Annotated in this window: 19 protein-coding genes; 8 read left to right on the top strand and 11 right to left on the bottom strand. The window is 67.3% G+C overall.

What is annotated here, in order from left to right; genetic code table 11:
• Nucleotides 1-568: 568 nt before the first annotated feature.
• The gene (locus ACM6JT_RS35200) at nucleotides 569-2527 is read left to right on the top strand and encodes a Xaa-Pro dipeptidyl-peptidase (RefSeq protein ID WP_414858204.1); all 1959 of its coding nucleotides are present in this window, start codon (nucleotides 569-571) and stop codon (nucleotides 2525-2527) included.
• Between the two features lie 90 nt (nucleotides 2528-2617).
• On the opposite strand, the gene ACM6JT_RS35195 is transcribed toward ACM6JT_RS35200, so the two are convergent.
• Nucleotides 2618-3547, bottom strand: coding sequence for a 2-hydroxyacid dehydrogenase (locus tag ACM6JT_RS35195; RefSeq protein WP_414858203.1), 930 nt, complete (start codon nucleotides 3545-3547; stop codon nucleotides 2618-2620).
• Between the two features lie 166 nt (nucleotides 3548-3713).
• Between ACM6JT_RS35195 and ACM6JT_RS35190 the strand changes: the two genes are divergently transcribed.
• From ACM6JT_RS35190 to ACM6JT_RS35170, 5 genes are all read left to right on the top strand, one after another.
• Entirely contained in the window at nucleotides 3714-4637 is a 924-nt protein-coding gene (locus ACM6JT_RS35190; protein WP_034180802.1) for an ABC transporter substrate-binding protein, read from the top strand.
• The gene (locus ACM6JT_RS35185) at nucleotides 4634-5812 is read left to right on the top strand and encodes an ABC transporter permease subunit (protein WP_414858202.1); all 1179 of its coding nucleotides are present in this window, start codon (nucleotides 4634-4636) and stop codon (nucleotides 5810-5812) included. Before ACM6JT_RS35190 ends, ACM6JT_RS35185 begins: the two co-directional genes overlap by 4 nt.
• Nucleotides 5809-6756: an ABC transporter ATP-binding protein gene (locus ACM6JT_RS35180; protein ID WP_034180804.1), complete on the top strand. Its 948-nt coding sequence runs from the start codon at nucleotides 5809-5811 to the stop codon at nucleotides 6754-6756. The genes ACM6JT_RS35185 and ACM6JT_RS35180 overlap by 4 nt, the downstream gene beginning before the upstream one ends.
• On the top strand, nucleotides 6753-7529 hold the full coding sequence (locus tag ACM6JT_RS35175; RefSeq protein ID WP_414858201.1) for an ABC transporter permease: 777 nt from the start codon (nucleotides 6753-6755) through the stop codon (nucleotides 7527-7529). The genes ACM6JT_RS35180 and ACM6JT_RS35175 overlap by 4 nt, the downstream gene beginning before the upstream one ends.
• A gap of 221 nt (nucleotides 7530-7750) precedes the next feature.
• Complete coding sequence (locus ACM6JT_RS35170) at nucleotides 7751-8422, top strand: transglycosylase SLT domain-containing protein (protein WP_414858200.1); 672 nt, start codon at nucleotides 7751-7753, stop codon at nucleotides 8420-8422.
• Between the two features lie 24 nt (nucleotides 8423-8446).
• On the opposite strand, the gene ACM6JT_RS35165 is transcribed toward ACM6JT_RS35170, so the two are convergent.
• Complete coding sequence (locus ACM6JT_RS35165) at nucleotides 8447-9322, bottom strand: LysR family transcriptional regulator (RefSeq protein WP_414858199.1); 876 nt, start codon at nucleotides 9320-9322, stop codon at nucleotides 8447-8449.
• 169 nt (nucleotides 9323-9491) lie between these two features.
• Here ACM6JT_RS35165 and ACM6JT_RS35160 point away from each other — a divergent pair, with 169 nt between their 5' ends.
• Complete coding sequence (locus ACM6JT_RS35160) at nucleotides 9492-10565, top strand: alkene reductase (RefSeq protein ID WP_414858198.1); 1074 nt, start codon at nucleotides 9492-9494, stop codon at nucleotides 10563-10565.
• Nucleotides 10566-10637: 72 nt separating this feature from the next.
• On the opposite strand, the gene ACM6JT_RS35155 is transcribed toward ACM6JT_RS35160, so the two are convergent.
• The 8 genes from ACM6JT_RS35155 to ACM6JT_RS35120 all read right to left on the bottom strand — a co-directional run bounded on the left by ACM6JT_RS35155 (nucleotide 10638) and on the right by ACM6JT_RS35120 (nucleotide 19576).
• A complete protein-coding gene (locus ACM6JT_RS35155; protein ID WP_414858197.1) occupies nucleotides 10638-11990 on the bottom strand; it encodes a HipA domain-containing protein in 1353 nt (450 codons plus the stop codon).
• Nucleotides 11990-12316: a helix-turn-helix domain-containing protein gene (locus tag ACM6JT_RS35150; RefSeq protein ID WP_175750159.1), complete on the bottom strand. Its 327-nt coding sequence runs from the start codon at nucleotides 12314-12316 to the stop codon at nucleotides 11990-11992. The genes ACM6JT_RS35155 and ACM6JT_RS35150 overlap by 1 nt, the downstream gene beginning before the upstream one ends.
• A gap of 209 nt (nucleotides 12317-12525) precedes the next feature.
• The gene (locus ACM6JT_RS35145; protein WP_034180809.1) at nucleotides 12526-12966 is read right to left on the bottom strand and encodes a dihydroneopterin aldolase; all 441 of its coding nucleotides are present in this window, start codon (nucleotides 12964-12966) and stop codon (nucleotides 12526-12528) included.
• Nucleotides 12963-13595, bottom strand: a complete 633-nt coding sequence (locus ACM6JT_RS35140; protein ID WP_414858196.1) for a sarcosine oxidase subunit gamma — start codon at nucleotides 13593-13595, stop codon at nucleotides 12963-12965. Before ACM6JT_RS35140 ends, ACM6JT_RS35145 begins: the two co-directional genes overlap by 4 nt.
• Entirely contained in the window at nucleotides 13585-16596 is a 3012-nt protein-coding gene (locus tag ACM6JT_RS35135; RefSeq protein WP_414858195.1) for a sarcosine oxidase subunit alpha family protein, read from the bottom strand. The genes ACM6JT_RS35140 and ACM6JT_RS35135 overlap by 11 nt, the downstream gene beginning before the upstream one ends.
• Entirely contained in the window at nucleotides 16593-16907 is a 315-nt protein-coding gene (locus tag ACM6JT_RS35130) for a sarcosine oxidase subunit delta (protein ID WP_034180812.1), read from the bottom strand. Before ACM6JT_RS35130 ends, ACM6JT_RS35135 begins: the two co-directional genes overlap by 4 nt.
• A gap of 22 nt (nucleotides 16908-16929) precedes the next feature.
• A complete protein-coding gene (locus tag ACM6JT_RS35125; RefSeq protein ID WP_034180813.1) occupies nucleotides 16930-18174 on the bottom strand; it encodes a sarcosine oxidase subunit beta family protein in 1245 nt (414 codons plus the stop codon).
• Between the two features lie 16 nt (nucleotides 18175-18190).
• Nucleotides 18191-19576, bottom strand: a complete 1386-nt coding sequence (locus ACM6JT_RS35120; RefSeq protein WP_034180814.1) for an L-serine ammonia-lyase — start codon at nucleotides 19574-19576, stop codon at nucleotides 18191-18193.
• Between the two features lie 284 nt (nucleotides 19577-19860).
• Between ACM6JT_RS35120 and ACM6JT_RS35115 the strand changes: the two genes are divergently transcribed.
• Complete coding sequence (locus ACM6JT_RS35115) at nucleotides 19861-20934, top strand: GlxA family transcriptional regulator (RefSeq protein WP_034180815.1); 1074 nt, start codon at nucleotides 19861-19863, stop codon at nucleotides 20932-20934.
• Nucleotides 20935-20996: 62 nt separating this feature from the next.
• On the opposite strand, the gene ACM6JT_RS35110 is transcribed toward ACM6JT_RS35115, so the two are convergent.
• The gene (locus ACM6JT_RS35110; RefSeq protein ID WP_105390295.1) at nucleotides 20997-21911 is read right to left on the bottom strand and encodes a LysR substrate-binding domain-containing protein; all 915 of its coding nucleotides are present in this window, start codon (nucleotides 21909-21911) and stop codon (nucleotides 20997-20999) included.
• Between the last annotated feature and the right edge of the window lie 111 nt (nucleotides 21912-22022).

Below are 22022 nucleotides of genomic sequence, written 5' to 3'. Positions count from 1 at the left end.
GATCGACTCCAGCGAAGCTGACACCGATGCCGCACGGATCCACGGCCGCATGCCGTGCGCGCGCCGAAACTTTGTTTGACACAAACTAAAAAAGTTTGACACCAAGATTTCACTGAGATAAGTTTGCGCAAGCTTCCGGAAAGAAATCCGGCCAGCCATGCCGACACGCGTCGCGCTTTCCTGCCGTTGCAGCACCGTCGTTCGCAACACCCCCGCCTCATCGCATCGTGCCGTTCCGTTTCATCTGAAACCTGAAGGAAGGTCGGGCATGCCCGCATTTGATTCGCACTCCTGCATTCGCATCACGCGGCCGATATCGCTTCGGCCGCGCGGCCCGAACCGGCCGCCGCGCTGACGCTTTCCGGTCGGGGCGATGCAGTCGCCCCGACGCTCGCCGGTTTGCGCGCCGCATCACGCGCGCCGACGCCGGCCGTGACATCCGGGCGTCTCGCCCGGCGCTTTCGAAGGTGCAGTTCCGCTTCATCCGATGCAGCACCCGGCCAGGCCGCAGGGGGCATATCGCGGACCGGCCGGTTCCGGACAATCGCAAACAAGAATGAGGTCGCTAATGAACTTTCATCGAACCGGATTGCGGCGCGCATGGCTTCCCGCGCTCGTTGCGGCCGCGACGCTCGCCGCGTGCGGCGGCGACGACGGCGGCAGCGTGGTGGGTGCATCTGCGCTCGCGCAAGGCCAACAGGAGGGGGCCGCCGCATCGGCGGCCGATACGCAGTCGCTGGCGTCACGCATTTCGCCGTCCGGCGTCCCGTACGCCAATCCGGCCAGCGGCGGGCGCTACCGGCCCGTGATCGCGAACGGCCAGGTGCAGCCGTCGCTGTCGGGCGGCACGATCGAGGAGAACGCGTGGGTCGACACGCCGGTCGATTCCGACGGCGACGGCACGCGCGACCGCATCCACGTGCGCATCGTGCGCCCGGCCGAAACTGCGAACGGCGCACGCACGCCCGTCATCGTGCTCGCGAGCCCGTACTACGCAGGGCTCGCCGACAGCCCGAACCACGACGTCGACGTCGAGCTCGACGGCACGCCGCATCCGGCCGCGAACGCATCCGCGTCGGCATCGACGTCCGCGCGCATCATGGCCGCCGCGCCGCAGACGCGAATGCTGCAGCAGGTCGAAGCGGCCGCCGCCGGGCGCTCGTGGATCGAAGGCTATTTCGTGCCGCGCGGCTTCACGATCGTCTATGCGGATTCGCTCGGCACCGCCGGCTCGGACGGCTGCCCGACGATCCTGACGCGCGACGAATCGGTCGCGATGGCGTCGGTGATCCGCTGGCTCGGCCGCGACGCGACCGCGAAGGACGCGAGCGGCAAGACGGTCGTCGCGAACTGGTCGACGGGCCACGTCGGCATGTACGGCGTGTCGTACGACGGCACGCTGCCGAAGATGGTCGCGAGCCTGCGCACGCGCGGGCTCGATGCGATCGTGCCGGTCGCCGGGTTGTCGAACATGTACGGCTATTACCGCTCGGGCGGGCTCGTGCGCGCGCCGGAAGGCTATCAGGGCGAAGACGTCGACGTGTATATCAAGGCGCTGCTGACGAACGCGCATCCGGAGCGCTGCACGCACCTGATCGACGAAGCGTTGCAGAAGGAAAACCGCACGACCGGCGACTATTCGCCGTTCTGGGCCGCACGCGACATCCCGACCGCGTTCGCGGCCGCGCCGGCACTCGTCGCGCAAGGGCTGACCGACGACAACGTGCGCGTCGACCAGTCGACGTCGTGGTATCTCGCGATGCGGCGCCAGGGCGTGTCGACGCAGCTGTGGCTGCACCGCCTGAAACACACCGATCCGACGCGCGTGCCGGCGATGGCCGATGCGTGGACCGCGGAGGTGAACCGGTGGTTTACGCGCTACCTGATCGGTTATGACAACGGCGTCGAACACGATCCGCGCGCGGTGATCGAGCAGGCGGACGGCAAGCTGCTGAAGGAAGCCGACTGGGCCGCGCGCCATGCGACGCCGGTTTCGTATTTCGCGGGCGGCGACGGCGCGAGTACCGGCACGCTGCTGCGGATGCCGACCGGCGGCCCGCTCGCACGCTTCACCGACGATGCGCGCATTACCGCGCTCACGCTGGCGAATGCACCGACCGGCGAAAACCGCAGCCGCTTCGAGACCGCGCCGTTCACGGCCGCGACGCGGCTTTCCGGCACCGCGACGGCAAAGGTCAGGCTGACCTTCACGGGCGTGGCCAACGTGACGGCACTGCTGGTCGACCGCGCACCGGACGGCACGGCGACGATCGTCACGCGTGCATGGACCGACCCGCGCAACCGGCTGTCCGACTGGCTGTCGGAACCCGTGCTGCCGGGGATGCCGTACGACCTGAAGCTGACGTTCATGCCGCGCGATTACAAGCTCGAAGCCGGCCACCGGCTGGGGCTCGTCGTGCTGTCCAGCGACAACGAGGCGACGCTGCGGCCGACGCCGGGCACCGGCCTGACGCTCGATCCGGCCGGCACGTCGGTGACGGTGCCGCTGGTTTCGGCTTCATCGTAAGCGGGCGCGCATGACGCAAAGCGGACGGCGACCGATGTCTTTTCGACGTCGGTCGCCGTCCGCACTGTTTTTATCTGCGAAAAACCCGACTCAAACGGGCGTCAGCACCGGCTGCCCCGAGAAATGCCGCGCGGCGTTGTCGAGAAACTGCTGCACCGAACGATCGAGCGCCTCGGGCGACCAGCCGCCCATGTGCGGCGTCAGCACGACGCTGTCGAGATCCGTCAGCGCGCGCGGCGGCTCCGGCTCCCCTTCATACACGTCGAGCCCCGCGCCCGCGATGCGCCCTTCGCGCAGCGCGTCTGCCAAAGCAGCGGTATCGACAACGCTGCCGCGCGATACGTTGACGACAAAACCGCCGGGGCCGAGCGCATCGAGCACCGCGCGGTCGATCATGTGCCGCGTGCCCGCGCCGCCCGGCGTCGCGACGATCAGGAAATCGGCCCACTGCGCGAGCGCGTCGAGCCGGTCGAAATAGCGGTAAGGAACGTCCTTCACGGAACGGTTGTGATAACCGATCTCGATGTCGAAGCCGGCCGCGCGGCGTGCGCACTTCTCGCCGATCTTGCCGAGCCCGACGATGCCGAGCTTCTTGCCCGACACGTTCGGCGGCATCGGCAGCCCCTCGCGCCATACGCCCGCGCGGGTTTTCGCATCGAGCCGCACGACGCCGCGCACCGCCGCGAGCAGCAGCGCGAACGCGTGATCGGCGACGCAATCGTCGTTGGTGCCGGCGCCCGTCACGACCGTGATGCCACGCGCCTTCGCATGCGCGACGTCGATATGCTCGTAGCCGGCGCCGAGCGCGCTGACGAACGTGAGTTGTGGAAGACGATCGATGTCGGCAGCGGCCAGACCCGTGCTGCCGTTGGTCAGCACCGCGCGAATCGTGCCGCCGTGTTCGGCGATCGCGCGTTCGCGTTCTTCGGCGGTCGGGGCGTAGCGCACGTCGAACGACGCGGCGATCTCGCGATGCGCGTCGCCGCGCAATGCGATGAGGACCAGCAGCTCGGGCTTCATGTCAGCAAGTGTCCACAGGCGGGAACGGATTTCAGTGTATCAAGCCCGCATGACGGATGCGGGTTATCCCCACACGGGCTGTGGGCACGCCGCCGTACGCGGTTTGCCAAAGCCGGCTCAGTCAAGTAACTTTCGGCGTACGCCCCCGTCCTGGAGATTGGCCCCGATGAAACTCGCCCTGCCCGCCCGGATCCTGGGCCTCGCATTTGCCGCCGCGGTCGTCGCCCCCGGCGCGCACGCCGACACGCCCGTCGTGGTGTCGTCGAAGATCGACACCGAAGGCAACCTGCTCGGCAACCTGATCGCGCAGGTGCTGAAGGCCCACGGCATTCCGGTCACCGAAAAGATCGCGCTCGGCACCACGCCGATCGTGCGCAAGGCGCTCACGAGCGGCGAGATCGACATCTACCCCGAATACACCGGCAATGCCGCGTTCTTCTTCAACAAGGCCGACGATCCGGTGTGGAAGAACGCAAGCCAGGGCTACGACACCGCGAAGAAGCTCGACTACGCGGCGAACCATCTCGTGTGGCTCGCACCGGCGCCCGCGAACAACACGTGGGGCGTCGCCGTGCTCGCGCCTGTCGCTCAGTCGCAGCACCTGAAGACCTTCTCCGATTTCGGCAAATGGATCGCGGGCGGCGGCAAGCTGAAGCTCGCGGCGTCGGCCGAATTCGTGAACAGCGCGTCCGCGCTGCCGTCGTTCGAGAAGGCGTACGGCTTCAAGCTGAAGCCCGAGCAGCTCGTCGTGCTGTCCGGCGGCGATACGGCCGCGACGATCAAGGCCGCCGCGAACCAGACCGACGGCGTGAATGCCGCGATGGTCTACGGCACCGACGGCGGCATCGCATCGAGCGGCCTCGCGGTGCTCGACGACGACAAGCACGTGCAGCCGGTCTATGCGCCGACGCCCGTAATCCGCGAAGCCGCGCTGAAAGCCCATCCGCAGATCGCCGACTACCTGAAGCCCGTGTTCGCGAGCCTCGACCTGAAGACGCTGCAGTCGCTGAACGCACGCATCCAGATCAACGGCGAGCCGGCGGCAGGTGTCGCGAAAAGCTACCTGAAATCGAAGGGCTTCGTTAAATGACGGGTCGCGCGGCGGCGTCCGCGCGGCGCGTGATACCCGACAAGGTCGGCATCCTGATCGGTGTCCTGACGATCGTCGCGGTGCTCGGCATGCCGTTCGCGGTGCTGCGGCCGAACCGGATCGCGGCCGGCACGGGGCTGTCGGTGTTTGCCGCGCTGCCCGCCGTGCAGGGCGCTGCGCTCGCTGCACTGTGGATCGCCGGCGCACTGTGGGCGATGACGGCGAGCCGCCCCGCGTGGCGGCTCGCGACCGGCTGCACGTGGCTCGCGACGCTCGCGTATGCGGTCGGTGCGGCCGCGACGCACGTCGTCGCGCCCGACGACATGCTCGCGCGCGTGTCGCCCGCCGCCGGTGTCTGGCTGCTGCTGTTCGCGTGGGCCGTGCTCGTCGCCGACGCGCTCGCGCGGCTCGCGTTCGGCCCATGGCGGCGCCTCGTCGCGCTCGTCGTCGCGATTGCGGCGATCTCGGTGCCGCTCGCGAGCGGCTGGTGGGACGGCCTCTCCGTGATGCGCGAATACGCAGTGCGCAGCGACGATTTCTGGCGCGAAGCGACCCGGCACGTGTCGCTCGCGGGCGGCTCGGTCGCGGCCGCGCTCGTCGCCGGCGTGCCGCTCGGCATCGCGTGCGCGCGCATCGCGGCGGTGCGCACCGTCGCGATGCCCGTGCTCAATATCGTGCAAACGATTCCCAGCATCGCGATGTACGGGCTGATGATGGCGCCGCTCGGCCTGCTCGCCGCGCACGTGCCGCTCGCGGCCGCGCTCGGCATTCGCGGCATCGGCGTCGCGCCGGCCGTGCTCGCGCTGTTCCTGTATTCGCTGCTGCCGATCGCATCGAGCGTCGTGGTCGGGCTCGAGCAAGTGCCGCCGCACGTGACCGAAGCGGCGCGCGCGATGGGCATGACGCGCGCGCAGCGGCTGCTGCGCGTCGACCTCGTGCTCGCGCTGCCGGTGATCCTGAGCGGCGTGCGCATCGTGCTCGTGCAGAACATCGGCCTGACCGCGGTCGCCGCGCTGATCGGCGGCGGCGGGTTCGGCACCTTCATCTTCCAGGGGATCGGGCAATCGGCCGCCGATCTCGTGCTGCTCGGCGCGATCCCGACGATCGCGCTCGCACTGGCGGCCGCCGTCGTGTTCGAAGCCGCGACGTCGCTCGCGAAGGGGCGTGCAGGATGATCGAGATAGAACGTGTCGGCAAACGCTTCGGCGACGTCGTCGCCGTCGACGATGTATCGCTGACGATGAAGCGCGGCACGATCACCGCGCTCGTCGGCGCATCGGGCAGCGGCAAGTCGACGCTGCTGCGCATGATCAACCGGCTGATCGCGCCCACCAGCGGCACGATCCGCATCGACGGCGTCGATACGGCCACCGTCGCGCCCGAGCAGCTTCGGCGCGGCATCGGCTATGCGATCCAGGGGCACGGGCTGTTTCCGCACTGGAGCGTCGCGCGCAATATCGCGACCGTGCCGCGCCTGCTCGGCTGGCCGCCGGCGCGCATCGACGCGCGCGTGAACGAACTGCTCGACCTGTTCCATCTCGCGCCGGCCGAATTCGCGGACAAGCTGCCGCACGAATTGTCGGGCGGCCAGCAGCAGCGCGTCGGCGTCGCGCGCGCGCTCGCGGCCGAGCCCGGGATGCTGCTGATGGACGAACCGTTCGGCGCGCTCGATCCGATCATTCGCGGCAAGGCGCAGGACGACCTGTTCGCGCTGCAGCGCCGCCTCGGCGTCACGGTCGTGATCGTCACGCACGATATCGAGGAAGCGCTGAAGCTCGGCGACACGATCGCGGTAATGGACGGCGGACGGCTGCTGCAGGTCGCGCCGCCCGCCGAGATTCTCGGCAAGCCGGCGGCCGGCGTCGTCGAGCAGCTCGTCGCGGGCGTCGACCGGCCGCTGCGCCTGCTCGCGCTGACGCCGATCGACGCGGTAGCCGAACCCGGCCATGCCGACGGCGAACCGATCGCCGCGACGCGCACGCTGCGCGATGCGGTGTCCGAGCTGCTGTGGCGCGGCGCGGACGCGCTACCGGTAGATGACGGCGGCGGCAGCAACGCGCACAACACGCGCCGCATCACGCTCGACGCGATCCGCGAGCACGCGAGGAAGCCCGCATGACAACGCACGGCGTGCGGCCAACGCATTCGGCGCTGCGCCGGCGACTGCCCGCGTATGCGGCCCGCACGGCCGCACTCGCGCTGCTGCTCGTGCTGCTGTTGCACCCTGCATGGCTTCAGGGGCTGTTCGCGCCGTTCGCGGACAACGGCGCGCCGGTCATCTACGATCGCGCGAGCCTGCTCGATCTCACGCTCGCGCATCTCGGCACGGTCGCGCTGTCAAGCCTGATCGGCACGATTGTCGCGGTCGCGGCCGGCATCGCGGTCACGCGGCCGGCCGGCGCGGATTTCCTGCCGGTCGCGCGCAGCGTCGTCGACATCGGCCAGACCTTCCCGCCGGTCGCGGTGCTCGCGCTCGCGGTGCCGGCCGTCGGTTTCGGATTGAAACCCGTGCTGATCGCGCTCGTGCTGTACGGGCTCCTGCCGATTTTCGAAAGCACGATCGCGGGGCTCGAAGACGTGCCGCGCGACGTCGTCGACGCCGCGCGCGGGATGGGAATGAGCGGCTGGCAGCAACTGGTGTCGGTCGAGCTGCCGCTCGCGTTTCCGGTGATCGTCAACGGCATCCGGCTCGCGGTCGTGATCAATCTCGGCACCGCGACGATCGGCTCGACGGTCGCCGCGCGCGGGCTCGGCGACGTGATCATCGCGGGCCTGCAGACGTCGAACACCGCGTTCGTGCTGCAGGGCGGCGTGATCGTCGGGCTGCTCGCGGTGCTCGTCAGCGATGCGATCGGCGCAATTGCGCGGGTGGCGGCCGCGCGGCGCGCATAGGCGGCTCGCGTCGCTTTCCCGTGCACGGGGAAATGAGGATACGATCCCGGAACCGGCGGCGACGTTCATCCGGACTCCGAATGCGTGTCCGTGCAACGATCGGCCCATCGATCGTCGCGAACCGATACAAGCCTACACGGCGCTTTCATTCGAGCCGGCGCTCGACCACCGGCCGCGATTGGCCGATATACTATGCGCCTCCCAATTCCCAGCACTCCACCATGCGACGGTTTCTCTGTCTGATCGTGCTTTCGCTCGGCATCGCGCAACAGGCGTCGGCGCAGCAAGCGCCCGCGCTGCCTGCGTCCGCGCCCGAAGCGGCCGCATCGGCACCGTCCGTCGCATCCGCGCCGCTCGCCAACGCCAACGATCAGCCGAACGAAGCAAACCGCCGCATCACGGCCTACCTGTCGAAGAAATTCGGCGTCGCGAAGGAACGGGCCGCGAAGCTCGCCGATATCGTGAGCGTGACCGCGACGAAATATTCGCTGCCGCCGGCACTCGTTTACGCCATCATTTCGATCGAATCGCGCTTCCAGGAAAAGGCGCGCGGCCAGCATGGCGCGACGGGGCTGATGCAGGTCGTGCCGGCCGCGCACCGCGGCCTGCTGCGCAACGTGAAGGATCTGACCGAGCCGAACGCGAATGTCGAGGTCGGGTCCGCGATCCTGTCGGGCTACGTGAGAGCGGCCGGCGGCAACGTGCAGGCCGGGCTGAAGAACTACGGCGGTTCGAATGCATATGCGGCAAAGGTGATGCAGCGGGTCGATTCGTTCCGCTTTGTGCTCGAACCCGACGACGATGCGAAAGCCGCGAACGACACGAAGGCACGGATGGTGCCGGTCAGCGAATCGTCGATGTCGCCCGCGGCCGCGAACCGCAACGCCAAATAAACGCAATCCGCGCGGCACAACCCGTCATTTGTGCGCGAAATGCTCGCGCAGAAACTCGATGAAAATCTGCGTCTTCGCGGGCAGCAAACGCGTTTCCGTCATCGCATAGACCGGCACCGGCGTGCCCTCCCATCCGGGCAGCACGCGACGCAACCTTCCTGCGGCGACGTCGTCGGCCACGATCTCCTCCGGCATCCGGATGATCCCCGCGTCATGCACGGCCAGTTGCCGGTTCATGCCGACGCTGTTCACGACGAACCGCCCGCCCACCGGCACCTCGACCTCCCGCACGCCGTCATGCAGCGTCCACACATCGACGTGCAGCACGCTCAGGCACTGATGCCGCGTCAGGTCGTCCGGCTCGCGCGGCTCGCCCGAGCGCTCCAGATAGCGCGGCGACGCATACAGGTGATTGCGGAACGTAGTGAGCCGCCGCGCGACGAGCTGCGAATCCGCCGATTCGCCGATGCGGATCGCGACGTCGAACGGCTCGCTCACCAGATCGACGCGCCGTGACGTCAGCTCGAAATCGAACGTCAGCTTCGGATGACGGCTCGCGAATTCGACGATCAGCGGCGTCAGGTAGATCACCGCGAAATCGACCGGAAACGACGCGCGCAGCACGCCGGACGGTTCGGCCAGCAGCTCGCCGAGCTGCTCGTGCGCGAGCCGCGCCTCGTCGACGATGCGCTTGCAGCGCTCGAAATACAGCTGCCCGGCCTCCGTCAGCTCGATCCGGCGCGTCGTGCGATGCAGCAGCCGCAAGCCGATCGCCTTTTCCAGCGCGCCGATCCGCCGCGACAGCGTCGAATTCGGCATCCCCAGCGCGTCGGCCGCACTGCGAAAGCCCTTCGCCTTAACGACCTCCACGAACAGCGCCATGTCGTTCAGCAGTTCCACGCCCACTGCTCCATGAATGGATCAATGTTATCCAAATTACCATATTTATCTCGAAAAAGAAGCAATGGATGATGCACACGTGGAGGCGAGGTCGGCGCAACGTGCGCGGCCGCCGCCCGATGCGGGATCGCCCCGATCCCGGATCCCGAACTTCGAGGAGTCACGCATCATGGACGCACTGTTCACCCCGGCCCGTGTCGGCCGCTACACGCTGCAGAACCGCCTGGTCATGGCACCGATGACGCGCAGCCGCGCCGCGTTCGACGGCACGCCCGGCGAACTGGCCGCCGAATACTATGCGCAGCGCGCGGGCCTCGGCCTGATCGTCAGCGAAGGGACGCAACCGTCGGACGACGGTCAGGGCTACCTGACGACGCCCGGCATCTACACCGATGCGCACGTCGCCGGCTGGAAGGCGATCAGCGACCGCGTGCATGCGCGCGGCGGCCGCCTGTTCATCCAGTTGATGCACGTGGGGCGCATGTCTCACCCCGACAATACGCCGCATCATCGCCAGGGCGTCGCGCCGTCGGCGATCGCGCCGGGCGTGCCGATGTTCACGATGAAGGGGATGCAGGAGATTCCCGCGCCGCGCGCGCTGACGACGGACGAGGTGCGCGACACGGTGAACGACTTCCGCTTCGCCGCACGCCGCGCGATCGAGGCCGGCGCCGACGGCGTCGAGATCCATGGTGCGAACGGGTATCTGGTCCAGCAGTTCTTCGCGCCGAACGCCAACACGCGCAGCGACGCGTACGGCGGCTCGATCGAGAATCGCGCGCGCTTCGCGATCGAGGTCGCCGAGGCGATCGCCGACGAGATCGGCGCGGACCGCACGGCGATCCGCCTGTCGCCCGGCACCACGCTGTGGGGGATCGACGAAGGCGCGGAAGGGCCGGACCTGTACCGCCACCTGGCGACGCAGTTCGACCGGCTCGGCCTTGCGTACCTGCACGTGATGCATCAGGGCGACGAGCCGCTGCTCGCTGACTTGCGCAAGCGCTGGAGCGGCACGCTGATCGTGAACCGGCCGGGCCGCACGCGCGACGCGATCGGCACGGATGTCACCGCGGGCCTCGCCGATCTCGAAGCGTACGGCCAGATGGTGCTCGCGAATCCGGATTTCGTGACGCGGCTGAAGACGGGCGCACCGATGAACGACGCGCAGCGCGACACGTTCTTCGGCGGCGATGCGCGCGGGTATGTGGATTATCCGGCGTTGAGCGGCGCGGCTGCGGCGTAACGCATCCGTATAGGGCAATCGCTGCGACATGCTGAATCGGGTGTCGCAGCGTCGCCTGCCAACCGTCCGATATCAGAGAAGATCGACGTTTACCTTGGATATCATTGGGGCAATACGCAGCGTACGGTCGGCCTGAGCACACACGTACTCCGAAATATTTCGCACCCAGGCACGCTCTTCGCCCGCATACACCCCGGACTCTGCCAACTCGGGAGCCAGTTTCCTCGCCAGCGTCGCCATTTTTGTCATTTCACGTGCGACGAACGACGGCCGGATTTGCGCGCGATGCGCAAAATCCGCCAAGGCAAAAGCGGTCAGTTCCTCCATTCGGAACACATCCCCGTAAGCCATCGCCATATCCTGGACATACGCGTCACCGTACACGTTGACGCAAACGAGGTCGTATAGCGGCGCCGGATCGAGCCCACCGCCGCTGACGAAGAACGAAATATTCTTGCCGTGCGCGTCGCTGTTGCCGATCAGCAATTGCAGCAGCGCCCAGCGCAGCATCGCCGTACGAGCGGCCGCCGGCGTCTCGAGGAACGGTGTCAAGGAAAACAGCTTCTCGAAGCTCACGCCCTCGCGAATATTACGTACGTCCGCGTTGTTGCCGAGGTTGCGTTCGTATTTGAGCGTCGCAGGCAAATCCAGCGCCTGGCATCCGTCAATGATATGGAGACGCCGCACCGCGCGGACGCGCTGCGGATCGTCCGGTTCGGTCGTCACGATCCGGTCGAATCGTTCGATGAGCAGAATCGGTTCCGGAATACGCCGCATCTCGACATGGGCCACCGGCAGCCCCATTCGGGCGGCCAGCGTCATGCAGAAATGCTCGTTCGCGACCATGAACGGGGCATGCGGGTTGCGGGACTCCGGCTTCAGGATATGCGTGCTGCTGAGCCGCCCCTCGACGAGCGCGAATTGCTCGCCCTCGACCAGTACCTGCAGTTTGTCCTGATGACCGGCAATCGACAGACGGACCTGATCGTCCCAGACGGGAAATGGAATCGCGTCGCGCTTGCGAATGCGGTCGGTCAACTCCTCCGCGGATATCACGCGCCGCACCGATTCGTGGGCCTCCGGCGCCTGCGCATCGGCATTGTCGTCGGGGAAAAAGCTCAACGCGCCGACAGGCTCTTTCCCGAGCATGCGGATCAAACCGAAAACATTGTCCTTCGAGATCTGATACATCGCCGCGGCGACTTCGAGTGCGCGGCCCTCGGGCAACAGGTTGCCGATGAAGCGCTGGACCGCACCGGCAGGAGGTGGACCGCCATCGAGAGGAATGCACGGCGACAATGCGAATGCGTCGGCGCGCGCCTGCCACGTCGGATCGTACGAAAATCCGTAATCATCCTGACGGGCATCGTAGGTCAGCCGGCCGACAGGCGAGCCGTTGGTCGAAATGCTCAGGCGATGGGCCATCAAGCCACCTCCTGCGACCCCGCCGGATTGGCTTGTGATGCCATATGTTCGTGTAACGCCTTGCGTGCCACAGGCACTTCGCGTTTCGGCACGACGAGCAAATTGAGACCCAGGCCGTCGAGTACCTTGAACAATTTATCGAGGCTCACTGCGCGACCGTTTTCCAGCCGCGACAGCACGTCCTTCGAGACGCCGAGCATATCGGCCGCGTCGTCGATCCGCATCTGGTTCTGCGCTCGCCGGTTGCGGATGAGCGCACCCAGCGCGACCAGATCCAGTGCCAGCGGGTCGGGTGTCGCAATCGGGCGAGGTAAGGTACGGGCCATAATTCCGGAATTCCAGGAACAAAGAGCCGCCGGTGAGGCCGGTCGACATTGTTACGAAAATACCGGAATTATATCCGTGCAAGCCTGAAGCCGCCAATTATTCCTATATTTCAGGAACAAATGCACCCACATTCACTGGATGCCGATTGTTCTCACATTTCAGGAACTATCTATCTCGGCGAACGGACCCGACGGCACTGTCGTCGACATCAAATCTGCCCCGCCGCCCCCGTCCACCGCAAATAATCCCCACGCGTCCAGTCGAGCGACACGCCGACGCGTTTCGTGCCCGGCCGGATCTTCGGCTTGTACACCGACAGCGTCAGCGACTCCAGCGCCGGCCATTCGCGGAACGACAGCACCGCGATATCGGCGACGAGCGTCTCGAGCAGCCGCGTATGCGGCTTGTGCGACAGAAACGACGCGACACGCGCGCAATAGCCGTCGTAATCGATCCACTCGCCCTGCTCGCTCGGCTCGCAGCGATACCCGAGCCGCGCATCGATCACGATCGGCTGCGGCGCTTCATGCTCGTGAGCATGAATGCCGATCCGCGCGGGCACCTTCAGTTCGTCGACGAACACGCTCCAGCCGCGCCCGCGCAGGCGCGGCGCGTCGATCGCCACGAACGGTTCGTCGAACGGCTTCATGACGCGAGCGGCGCGGCCGCGTCGAGCATGATGCGCACGAAGTAGTCGGCGAAACTGCGGCGCAGCACGATCTCGAACGTATCGTCGCCGGTCGGGATCAGCACGATCGACGCCTTGAAGTAATGCGACTGCGCGCACTGGCCCGGCTTGAACGCACGCGGATGGAGATCGAGCGGGCAGCCGCGCGCGAGCACGTCGCGCACGCGTTCGCCGCTGATCTCGACCACCGTGTAGCCGCTGCCGACGTCGACGGCCGCCGAATACGTGCCCTGCACGGCCTCCGCGAGCTTCGCCTCGAGCACGCCGGCCTGCACCGGCCCGTTCGAGCGCACAAGCCACTCGTCGGGGCCGAGCCACAGCACGTCGTACTCGGCGCCGCGCGCGATCGTGTTCGGCCGCGCGGGCGGCCGGCAGCCGACCACGCGCTCGAACGCGCTCACGAACGCCGGATCGCTCAACTCGCCGCGCACGTTGACGAGGTCGAGGAAGGGCCGCTCGCGCAGCGTGAACTTCTTCGATGCGCGCGCCTGGTGCGTCTTCAGCACGTCGGCCGCGCCGACGAACGGCGATTCAAGCGTCACGCCGCCGGCGCCCGCCACCTGCGTCTGGTTTCTCGTTTCATTCCACATGCTGGCGCACCCCTTCGGTATCGTAGAAAACCGGGCTCGAGATCTTCGCGGTGATGCGCTTGCCGTTGGCCAGCGGAATCACGACGCTCTCGCCCATCTTGTTCAGGCCGCCCTTCACCACCGCAAGCGCGATCGAGCGCTTCAGGATCGGGCTGTAGTAGCTCGACGTCACGTGTCCGATCATCGGCGTCGGATCGACCGCCGACACCTGCGTGTCCTTCTCGATGATCTGCGCGCCTTCCGGCAGCACGAACTGCTCGTCCTCGGTCAGCAGGCCGACGAACTGCTTGCGGCCTTCCTTCTTGGTATCCGAGCGCGCGAGCGAACGCTTGCCGAGGAAGTCCTTCGACTTCGCGACGACGCCGCCCATCCCGAGGTCGTACGGCGTGATCGAGCCGTCGGTATCCTGGCCGACGATGATGTAGCCCTTCTCCGCGCGCAGCACGTGCATCGTCTCGGTGCCGTACGGCGTGATGTCGAATTCGGCACCGGCCGCCATCAGCGCTTCCCACACCGCGCGGCCCGCGTTCGCCGGCACGTTCACTTCATAGGCCAGTTCGCCCGAGAAGCTGATCCGCATCACGCGCGCCTTCGCGCCCGCGACGGTGCCGTTGCGGTAGCTCATGAACGGGAACGCTTCGTTGCCGAAATCGATGTCCTGGCACACCTTCTGCACGACCTTGCGGCTCTTCGGGCCGACCACCGCGAACGTCGCCCAGTGATCCGTGACGGACGAGAGCCGCACCTTCATGTCGGGCCATTCGGTCTGCAGCCAGCGTTCGAGCCACGTGAGCACGCGCGCCGCGCCGCCCGTCGTGGTCGTCATCATGAAATGCTGGTCGGCGAGGCGCACCGTCACGCCGTCGTCGAACACCATCCCGTTCTCGTCGAGCATCAGCCCGTAGCGGCACTTGCCGACTTCGAGCTTGTTCCACGGGTTCGTGTACATCCAGTTCAGCAGCTTCACTGCATCGAGGCCCTGGATGTCGATCTTGCCGAGCGTCGATGCGTCGAGGATGCCGACGCTGTTGCGCACCGCGAGGCATTCGCGCTTCACGGCCGCGTGCAGATCCTCGCCGTTCTTCGGGAAATACCACGGCCGTTTCCAGTTGCCGACGTCCTCGAACAGCGCGCCGTGCTCGACGTGCCATTCATGTACGCAGGTCTTGCGGATCGGGTCGAGGAAATCGCCGGTCTCGCGGCCCGCGAACGTGCCGAACGACACGGGCGTGTAGTTCGGGCGGAACGTCGTCGTGCCCGTTTCCGGAATCGACTTGCCGAGCGCCTGCGCGAGGATCGCCATCCCGTTGATGTTGCCGAGCTTGCCCTGGTCGGTGCCGAAGCCCATCGCCGTATAGCGCTTCACGTGCTCGACCGACTCGAAGCCTTCGCGCGCGGCGAGCAGGATGTCGGCGGCCGACACGTCGTTCTGGAAATCGACGAACTGCTTCGGCCCGCGCGTCGCGGCCTCGCGGCTGCCGACCAGCCACAGCGGCTGCAGTGCGCCTTCGACGGTTTCGGCAACCTGCGGTGCGGCAGGACGCTGCGCGGCCGTGAAGCCCGCTGCCTTCGCCGCTTCCGCGCCCACATCGACCGCGAGCCGCAGCGCGCGCGCCAGGCCGAATTCGCCCGCCGCCGCACCGATGCTGGCCTCTGCCTGCACCGGCTTGCCCGGCAGGAAGCAGGCCTTCTCGTCGTTCCAGCAGGCCTTGCCGCCCGACTGCGCGAACAGGTGCAGCACGGGGCTGAAGCCGCCCGACATCGCGACGAGGTCGCACGGCAGCGTCTGCAGCTTGCCGCCCACCTGGCCGTTCGTGCTGGACGCGACGTCGACCGACGATACGCGCCACTTGCCCGATGCCGCGGTCACGACCGCGCCGCTCATCACCGTCACGCCCTGCCGCTTCGCAGCGGCCGGCAGCGCGCCGTTCGACGACGCGCGCGAATCGACGACCGTCACCTTCGCGCCGCACGCCTTCAGGTCGAGCGCGGTCTGGTACGCGCGGTCGTTGTTCGTGAACACGACCACGTTGCGGCCCGGCAGCACGCCGAAGCGATGCACGTAGGTGGACACGGCCGACGCGAGCATCACGCCCGGCAGGTCGTTGTTGCCGAACACGATCGGACGCTCGTGCGCGCCGGTCGCGAGGATCACGCGCTTCGCGCGGACCTTCCACAGCAGCTCGCGCGTGCCGTTGCGCATCGACACCGGCAGGTGATCGGTCAGGCGCTGCGTGACCGTCACGAGGTTGTGGTCCTGGTAGCCGAACGCGGTGCTGCGCGACAGGATCGTCACGTCGGGCAGCTTGCGCAGTTCGGCCTCGATCTTCTCGACCCATTGCAGCGCGGGCTTCGCGTCGATCTCGGCGCGGCACGACAGCAGGCTGCCGCCGAGCTCGCGCTGGTCGTCGACGAGGATCACGCGCGCGCCGGCCACGGCCGCCGCATGCGCGGCCGCGAGGCCCGACGGGCCGCCGCCGACGACGAGCACGTCGCAGTGCGCGTAGCACTTGTCGTAGCGATCGGCGTCGAGCGCCTCGGGCGCCTTGCCGAGGCCGGCCGCCTCGCGGATCTTCTCTTCATACTTCGGCCACATCTTGCGCGGCCACATGAAGGTCTTGTAGTAGAAGCCGGCCGGCAGGAAGCGCGAGAGCTTCTGGTTGATCGCGTACTTGTCGTTCTCGAGCGTCGGCTCCGCGTTCACGCTGGTCGCGACGAGCCCCTGGTACAACTCGATTTCGGTCGCGCGCGCGTTCGGCACTGTGTACGGGCCCGATTCGAGCTGCACGACGGCATTCGGTTCCGCGACGTCCGCGGTCACGATCCCGCGCGGACGGTGGTACTTGAAGCTGCGCGCGACGAAGTGCACGCCGTTCGCGAGCAGCGCGGACGCGAGCGTGTCGCCCTGGAAGCCCTGGTACGTGCGGCCGTTGAACGTAAACGTCAACGGAATCGCGCGATTGATGCGGCCACCGGTGCCGAGACGGTCTTTCTGGCTCATTTGCTCGTGCCCTCTTCGTGTGCGTTGCCGGCGGCCGCGCCGCTGATGGCAGCCCCGCCGAACGTTTCGTATCCCTTGATATCGTAGGTCACCGTGTCGCGCGTGGCCTTGAACCAGCGGCGGCAGCCCTGCGTGTGCAGCCATTGCTCCTTGTGCAGCCCGCGCTTGTTCTCGCGCATGAACACGTACTCGCCCCATTCGCGGTCGGTCATGTTCTCGTTGTTGACGGGGCGCACGATGTCGGCTTCGCCGCCGCACGAGAATTCGGATTCGGCGCGCGGCCCGCACCACGGACATTCGATCAGCAACATGTTTCTTTCTCCAATGGTGGGGTTAGTGCGCGACGGCGGCAGCGCCGTGCTCGTCGATCAGGTGGCCCGTGTAGAAGCGGTCGAGTGCGAACGGCGCGTTCAGCGGATGCGGTTCGTCGCGCGCGATCGTGTGCGCGAACACCCAGCCCGAGCCGGGCGTCGCCTTGAAGCCGCCGGTGCCCCAGCCGCAGTTGAAATAAAGGCCCTTCACGTCGGTCTTGGTGATGATCGGGCACGCGTCCGGCGACACGTCGACGATGCCGCCCCACTGGCGGTTCATCCGCACGCGCGAGAACACCGGGAACATCTCGATGATCGCCTGCAGCGTGCTTTCGATGATGTGGAAGCTGCCGCGCTGGCCGAAGCCCGTGTACTGGTCGATGCCCGCGCCGATCACGAGGTCGCCCTTGTCGGACTGGCTGATATACGCGTGCACCGCATTCGACATGATCACCGAGTTGACGACCGGCTTGATCGGCTCGGACACCAGCGCCTGCAGCGGGTGGCTTTCGATCGGCAGGCGCACGCCGGCCATGTCGGCGAGCGTCGTCGTGTTGCCGGCCGCCACCACCGCGACCTTCTTCGCCTTGATGAAGCCCTTCACCGTATCGACGCCGACCACCGCGCCGCCTTCGCGGCGAATGCCCGTCACCTGGCAGTTCTGGATGATGTCGACGCCGGCGCGGTCCGCGCCGCGCGCGAAGCCCCAGGCCACCGCGTCGTGGCGTGCAACGCCCGCACGGCGCTGGATCGATGCGCCGAGCACCGGGTAGCGGCTGTTCAGGTTGATCGTCGGCTCGATTTCCTTGATCTGCGCGGGCGTCAGGAATTCGGCATCGACGCCGTTCAGCCGGTTCGCGTTGACGCGGCGCTCGGTGTCGCGCACGTCCTGCAGCGTGTGCGCGAGGTTCATCACGCCGCGCTGGCTGAACATCACGTTGTAGTTCAGGTCCTGCGACAACCCTTCCCACAGCTTCATCGCCTTCTCGTACAGCGCGGCCGATTCGTCCCACAGATAGTTCGAGCGCACGATCGTCGTGTTGCGCGCGGTGTTGCCGCCGCCGATCCAGCCCTTCTCGAGGATCGCGACGTTCGTGATCCCGTGTTCCTTCGCGAGGTAGTACGCGGTCGCGAGGCCGTGGCCGCCGCCGCCGACGATCACGACGTCGTATTCCTTCTTCGGTTCCGGGCTCTTCCACTGCTTTTCCCAGTTCTCGTGATACGAGAGGCCGTTGCGGAACAGGCTGAATATCGAGTAGCGGCTCATGATGATTGACCCTTCGTTAGCATTCGATGACGTTCACGGCGAGACCGCCGCGCGACGTTTCCTTGTATTTCGTCTTCATGTCGGCACCCGTCTCGCGCATCGTCTTGATCACGGAGTCGAGCGACACGTAGTGCTGGCCGTTGCCCTTGAGCGCCATGCGCGACGCATTCAGCGCCTTGATCGCGCCCATCGCGTTGCGCTCGATGCACGGGATCTGCACGAGCCCGCCGACCGGATCGCAGGTCATGCCGAGGTTGTGCTCCATGCCGATCTCGGCGGCGTTCTCGACCTGGTCGGGCGTGCCGCCCATCACGGCGGCGAGCGCGGCCGCGGCCATCGAGCACGCGACGCCCACTTCGCCCTGGCAACCGACTTCCGCGCCGGAGATCGACGCGGTTTCCTTGTAGATGATCCCGATCGCCGCGGCCGTCAGCAGGAATTCGACGATGCCGGCTTCGTTCGAGCCCGGCACGAACTTCACGTAGTAGTGCAGCACCGCGGGAATCACGCCGGCCGCGCCGTTGGTCGGCGCGGTGACGACGCGCCCGCCCGCCGCGTTTTCCTCGTTGACGGCCATCGCGTACAGGTTGACCCAGTCGAGCATCGACAGCGGGTCGCGCAGCGACTCTTCCGAACGCGCGCGCAGGTTGCCGTTCATCTCGGCCGCGCGGCGCTTCACGCGCATCGGGCCCGGCAGCTCGCCTTCGACCTTGCAGCCGCGCTCGACGCATGCGGCCATCGTGCGCCAGATCGCGAGCAGCCCGGCGCGCACTTCGTCGGCGGGGCGCAGCGCGCTTTCGTTGCGCAGCATCAGCTCGGCGATCGACAGCCCGTGTTCGCGGCACTGGCGCATCAGGTCGTCGCCGGTGCGGAACGGATAGGGCACCTCGACCGCCGCGCGCACGCCGTTCACGCGATCGCCGTCGCGGTTCACGACGAAGCCGCCGCCGACCGAGTAATACTCTTTCTCGACCAGCAACTGGCCGTGTTCGTCGAATGCCTGGAAGCGCATCCCGTTCGGGTGCACGATGCTCGTGCCGCTCATCAGCTTGCGAAAGAAGCCGATGTGCTCCTTTTCCTCGAAGCGGACCGTCTGCTTGCCGAGCAGCGACAGCGACTTCTCCGCGCGGATCGCGGCGAGCCGCGGCTCGATCAGGTCCGGATCGATCGTGTCGGGCAGGTGGCCCTCGAGGCCGAGCAGCACGGCCTTGTCGGTGCCGTGGCCCTTGCCGGTCGCGCCCAGCGAGCCATACAGCTCGACCCGCACGCGGCGCACGAAGCCGAGCAGGTTCGCGTCCTCCACGTGCGACGCGAAGCGGCACGCGGCGATCATCGGGCCGACCGTATGCGAACTGGACGGGCCGATGCCGATCTTGAACAGGTCGAACGCGCTGACGTTCATCTGGCTTCCTCTGGATGACATGCGTGGAATGACGTTGGGCACCAGTACATCAAAGCGTAAAATTGGCCGATAGAACAAAAACGGCATCGGCGTGGGATACCGCCGCCAAGCGCCGCGCCGGCCGGTGCAAAAGTACGGTTTGGCGATGGTTCGCGACGGAAAACCACAAGTCCGGCCGAAGCCGATCGGCGACGCTGGCACCATCCGCGCCGCCCCGGCAGCCGTACCCGCAACCAGAGTGAAACGAGTGAGACCGCCTGCCCGGCGTGACGAGATTGGCCGCGATGACACCCGACGTACCCGCTTCCCCCCTCGCAGAACCCGCGCCGCGGCGCATCCGCTTCGGCATCGTGCTGCTGCCGAACTTCACGCTGACGGCCTTCTCGGGCTTCGTCGACATGCTGCGGCTGTCGGCCGACGACGGCGACTACAGCAAGCCCGTGCGCTGCGCGTGGAGCGTGATCGGCGAGACCCTCGCGCCGGTGCGCGCGAGTTGCGGGATCCAGATCACGCCGTGGGAGACGTTCGACGCGTCCGAACCGTTCGACTATGTGGTCGTGGTCGGCGGGCTGCTGCATTCGGGGCCGCAAGCCGGCCCCGAAACGCTCGACTTCGTCCGCCGCGCGGCGGCCGGCGGCGCGACGGTCGTCGGGATCTGCACCGGCGTGTTCACGCTGATGCGCGCCGGCGTGCTCGACGGCTACCGCACCTGCGTGAGCTGGTTCCACTACTGGGATTTCATCGAACGCTTCCCGTCCGCCGATCCCGACCTGCTGATCGCCGACCGGCTGTTCGTGATCGACCGGCGCCGGATCACCTGCTCGGGCGGCCGCGCGTCGATCGACGTCGCCGCCGCGATCCTGCTGCGCCATTTCGACCACGCGACCGTGCAGAAGGCGCTGCGCATCCTGCTCGTCGGCGAGATGCAGAAGGGCAACGCGCCGCAGCCGCACCCGCCGGGGCTCGAACCCGCGACGCATCCGAAGGTCAAGCGCGCGATTCTCCTGATGGAACAGCATGTCGGGCGCACGCTGCCGCTCGATGAACTGGCGTGCAAGCTCGACCTGTCGACACGACAGCTCGAGCGGTTGTTCAAGGCCGAGACGGGCAAGAGCCCGCAGGTGTTCGCGAAGCAGGTGCGGCTGCGCACGGCCGCGTGGCTGCTGACGAGTTCGGACCGGACGGTCGCCGATATCGCGTCGAGCTGCGGGTTCGCCGATGCGTCGCACCTCGGGCGCGAATTCCGCAAGCAGTTCGGCGTGCCGCCGGCGACGTATCGCGAGCGCGGCGGCGAAGCGGTGGAAGCCGGCGCAGCGCCGGATGCGGCGGCCGACCCCGTCGAGGACACGGCCGACTGACGGCCACGCTCGGGCCCGCGGGCCCTACCGTTCGCGCGCGAGCCTCGTCGCCCCGGGGCTCGTCAGCGTGCGGTCGCGCTCCAGGGCAGCGCTTCCACCACGCCCCGGATAATGTCGCGACAATGCCGTGCCGCCGGCGTGAGCTGCACATCCCGGCGCGTGACGATGCTCGGCGCGACTTCCGGTAGCACGTCGTCGAACGCGAACGTGGCCACGCGGTCGCGTACAGCCGGGTGCCGGACGAACGGCACGGAGAAAAGAGCGACGATGTCCGTATCCGTCACGAGCGCCAGGGACGCCATCGACGACTGGCAGGAAACGACCCGGCGCGGCGCCGCGATCCCGATGCGGGCGAACAGCGCGTCGAATTCGTGCCGGTCGACGATCATTTTCGGAAACAGCCACTCGAACGCGGTCAGGTCGGCCAGCGACGTCACGCCGGCCCGCGTCGCCGGATGGTTCTTGCGTACGGCGACGACGAGATGCCCGCCACACAGAATGGTTTGCTCGCAGTCGAGCCGTGCGTCGACGCGCGCGTGCGTGACCAGGAAATCGAGCGAGCCGTCCAGCAGGCTGGCCGTCAGGTACTCGACCGGGAGTTCGGATATCTCGATGTCGACGCCCGGCATCGTGTCGCGGAACTGCTGGAGCGCCGCCGGAATCGCCGTCAGCGCCATGCTGCCCGACACGCCGATCGACACCTTGCCGGTCAGGCCGCCCTGCAACTGACTGATCTCGTCGGCCGCCCGACGCAGATCCTCGAGAATCTGGCGCGCCCGCTTGCAAAGCGCCTGTCCGTAGCGCGTCAACTCGATGCCTTTCGCGCTGCGCACGAGCAGCGGCGCCCTGACCTCTTCTTCCAGTTCGCGAATCGTCTTCGTGACGGCCGGATGGGTGAGCGACAGCCGATCGGCGGCCCCCCGCAGACTGCCCGCTTCCGCACAGGCGACGAGCACGCGAAGCTGATGCACTTTCATCGGAAACGCCCCCGGTTCCAAATGGTTTCCGCTCACCCTGATATTCGGGCAAACCCGAGTGAGGCAATGGTCGATTCGCCAATGATCACATGACAAAAATGCCGTCCTCGG

It is taken from the genome of Burkholderia sp. IT-111MI5, assembly GCF_949752865.1.
GTDB lineage: Bacteria > Pseudomonadota > Gammaproteobacteria > Burkholderiales > Burkholderiaceae > Burkholderia > Burkholderia pyrrocinia_C.
The sequence above is the reverse complement of the archived record's forward strand: the minus strand, read 5'-3'. Positions and strand labels throughout refer to the sequence as shown.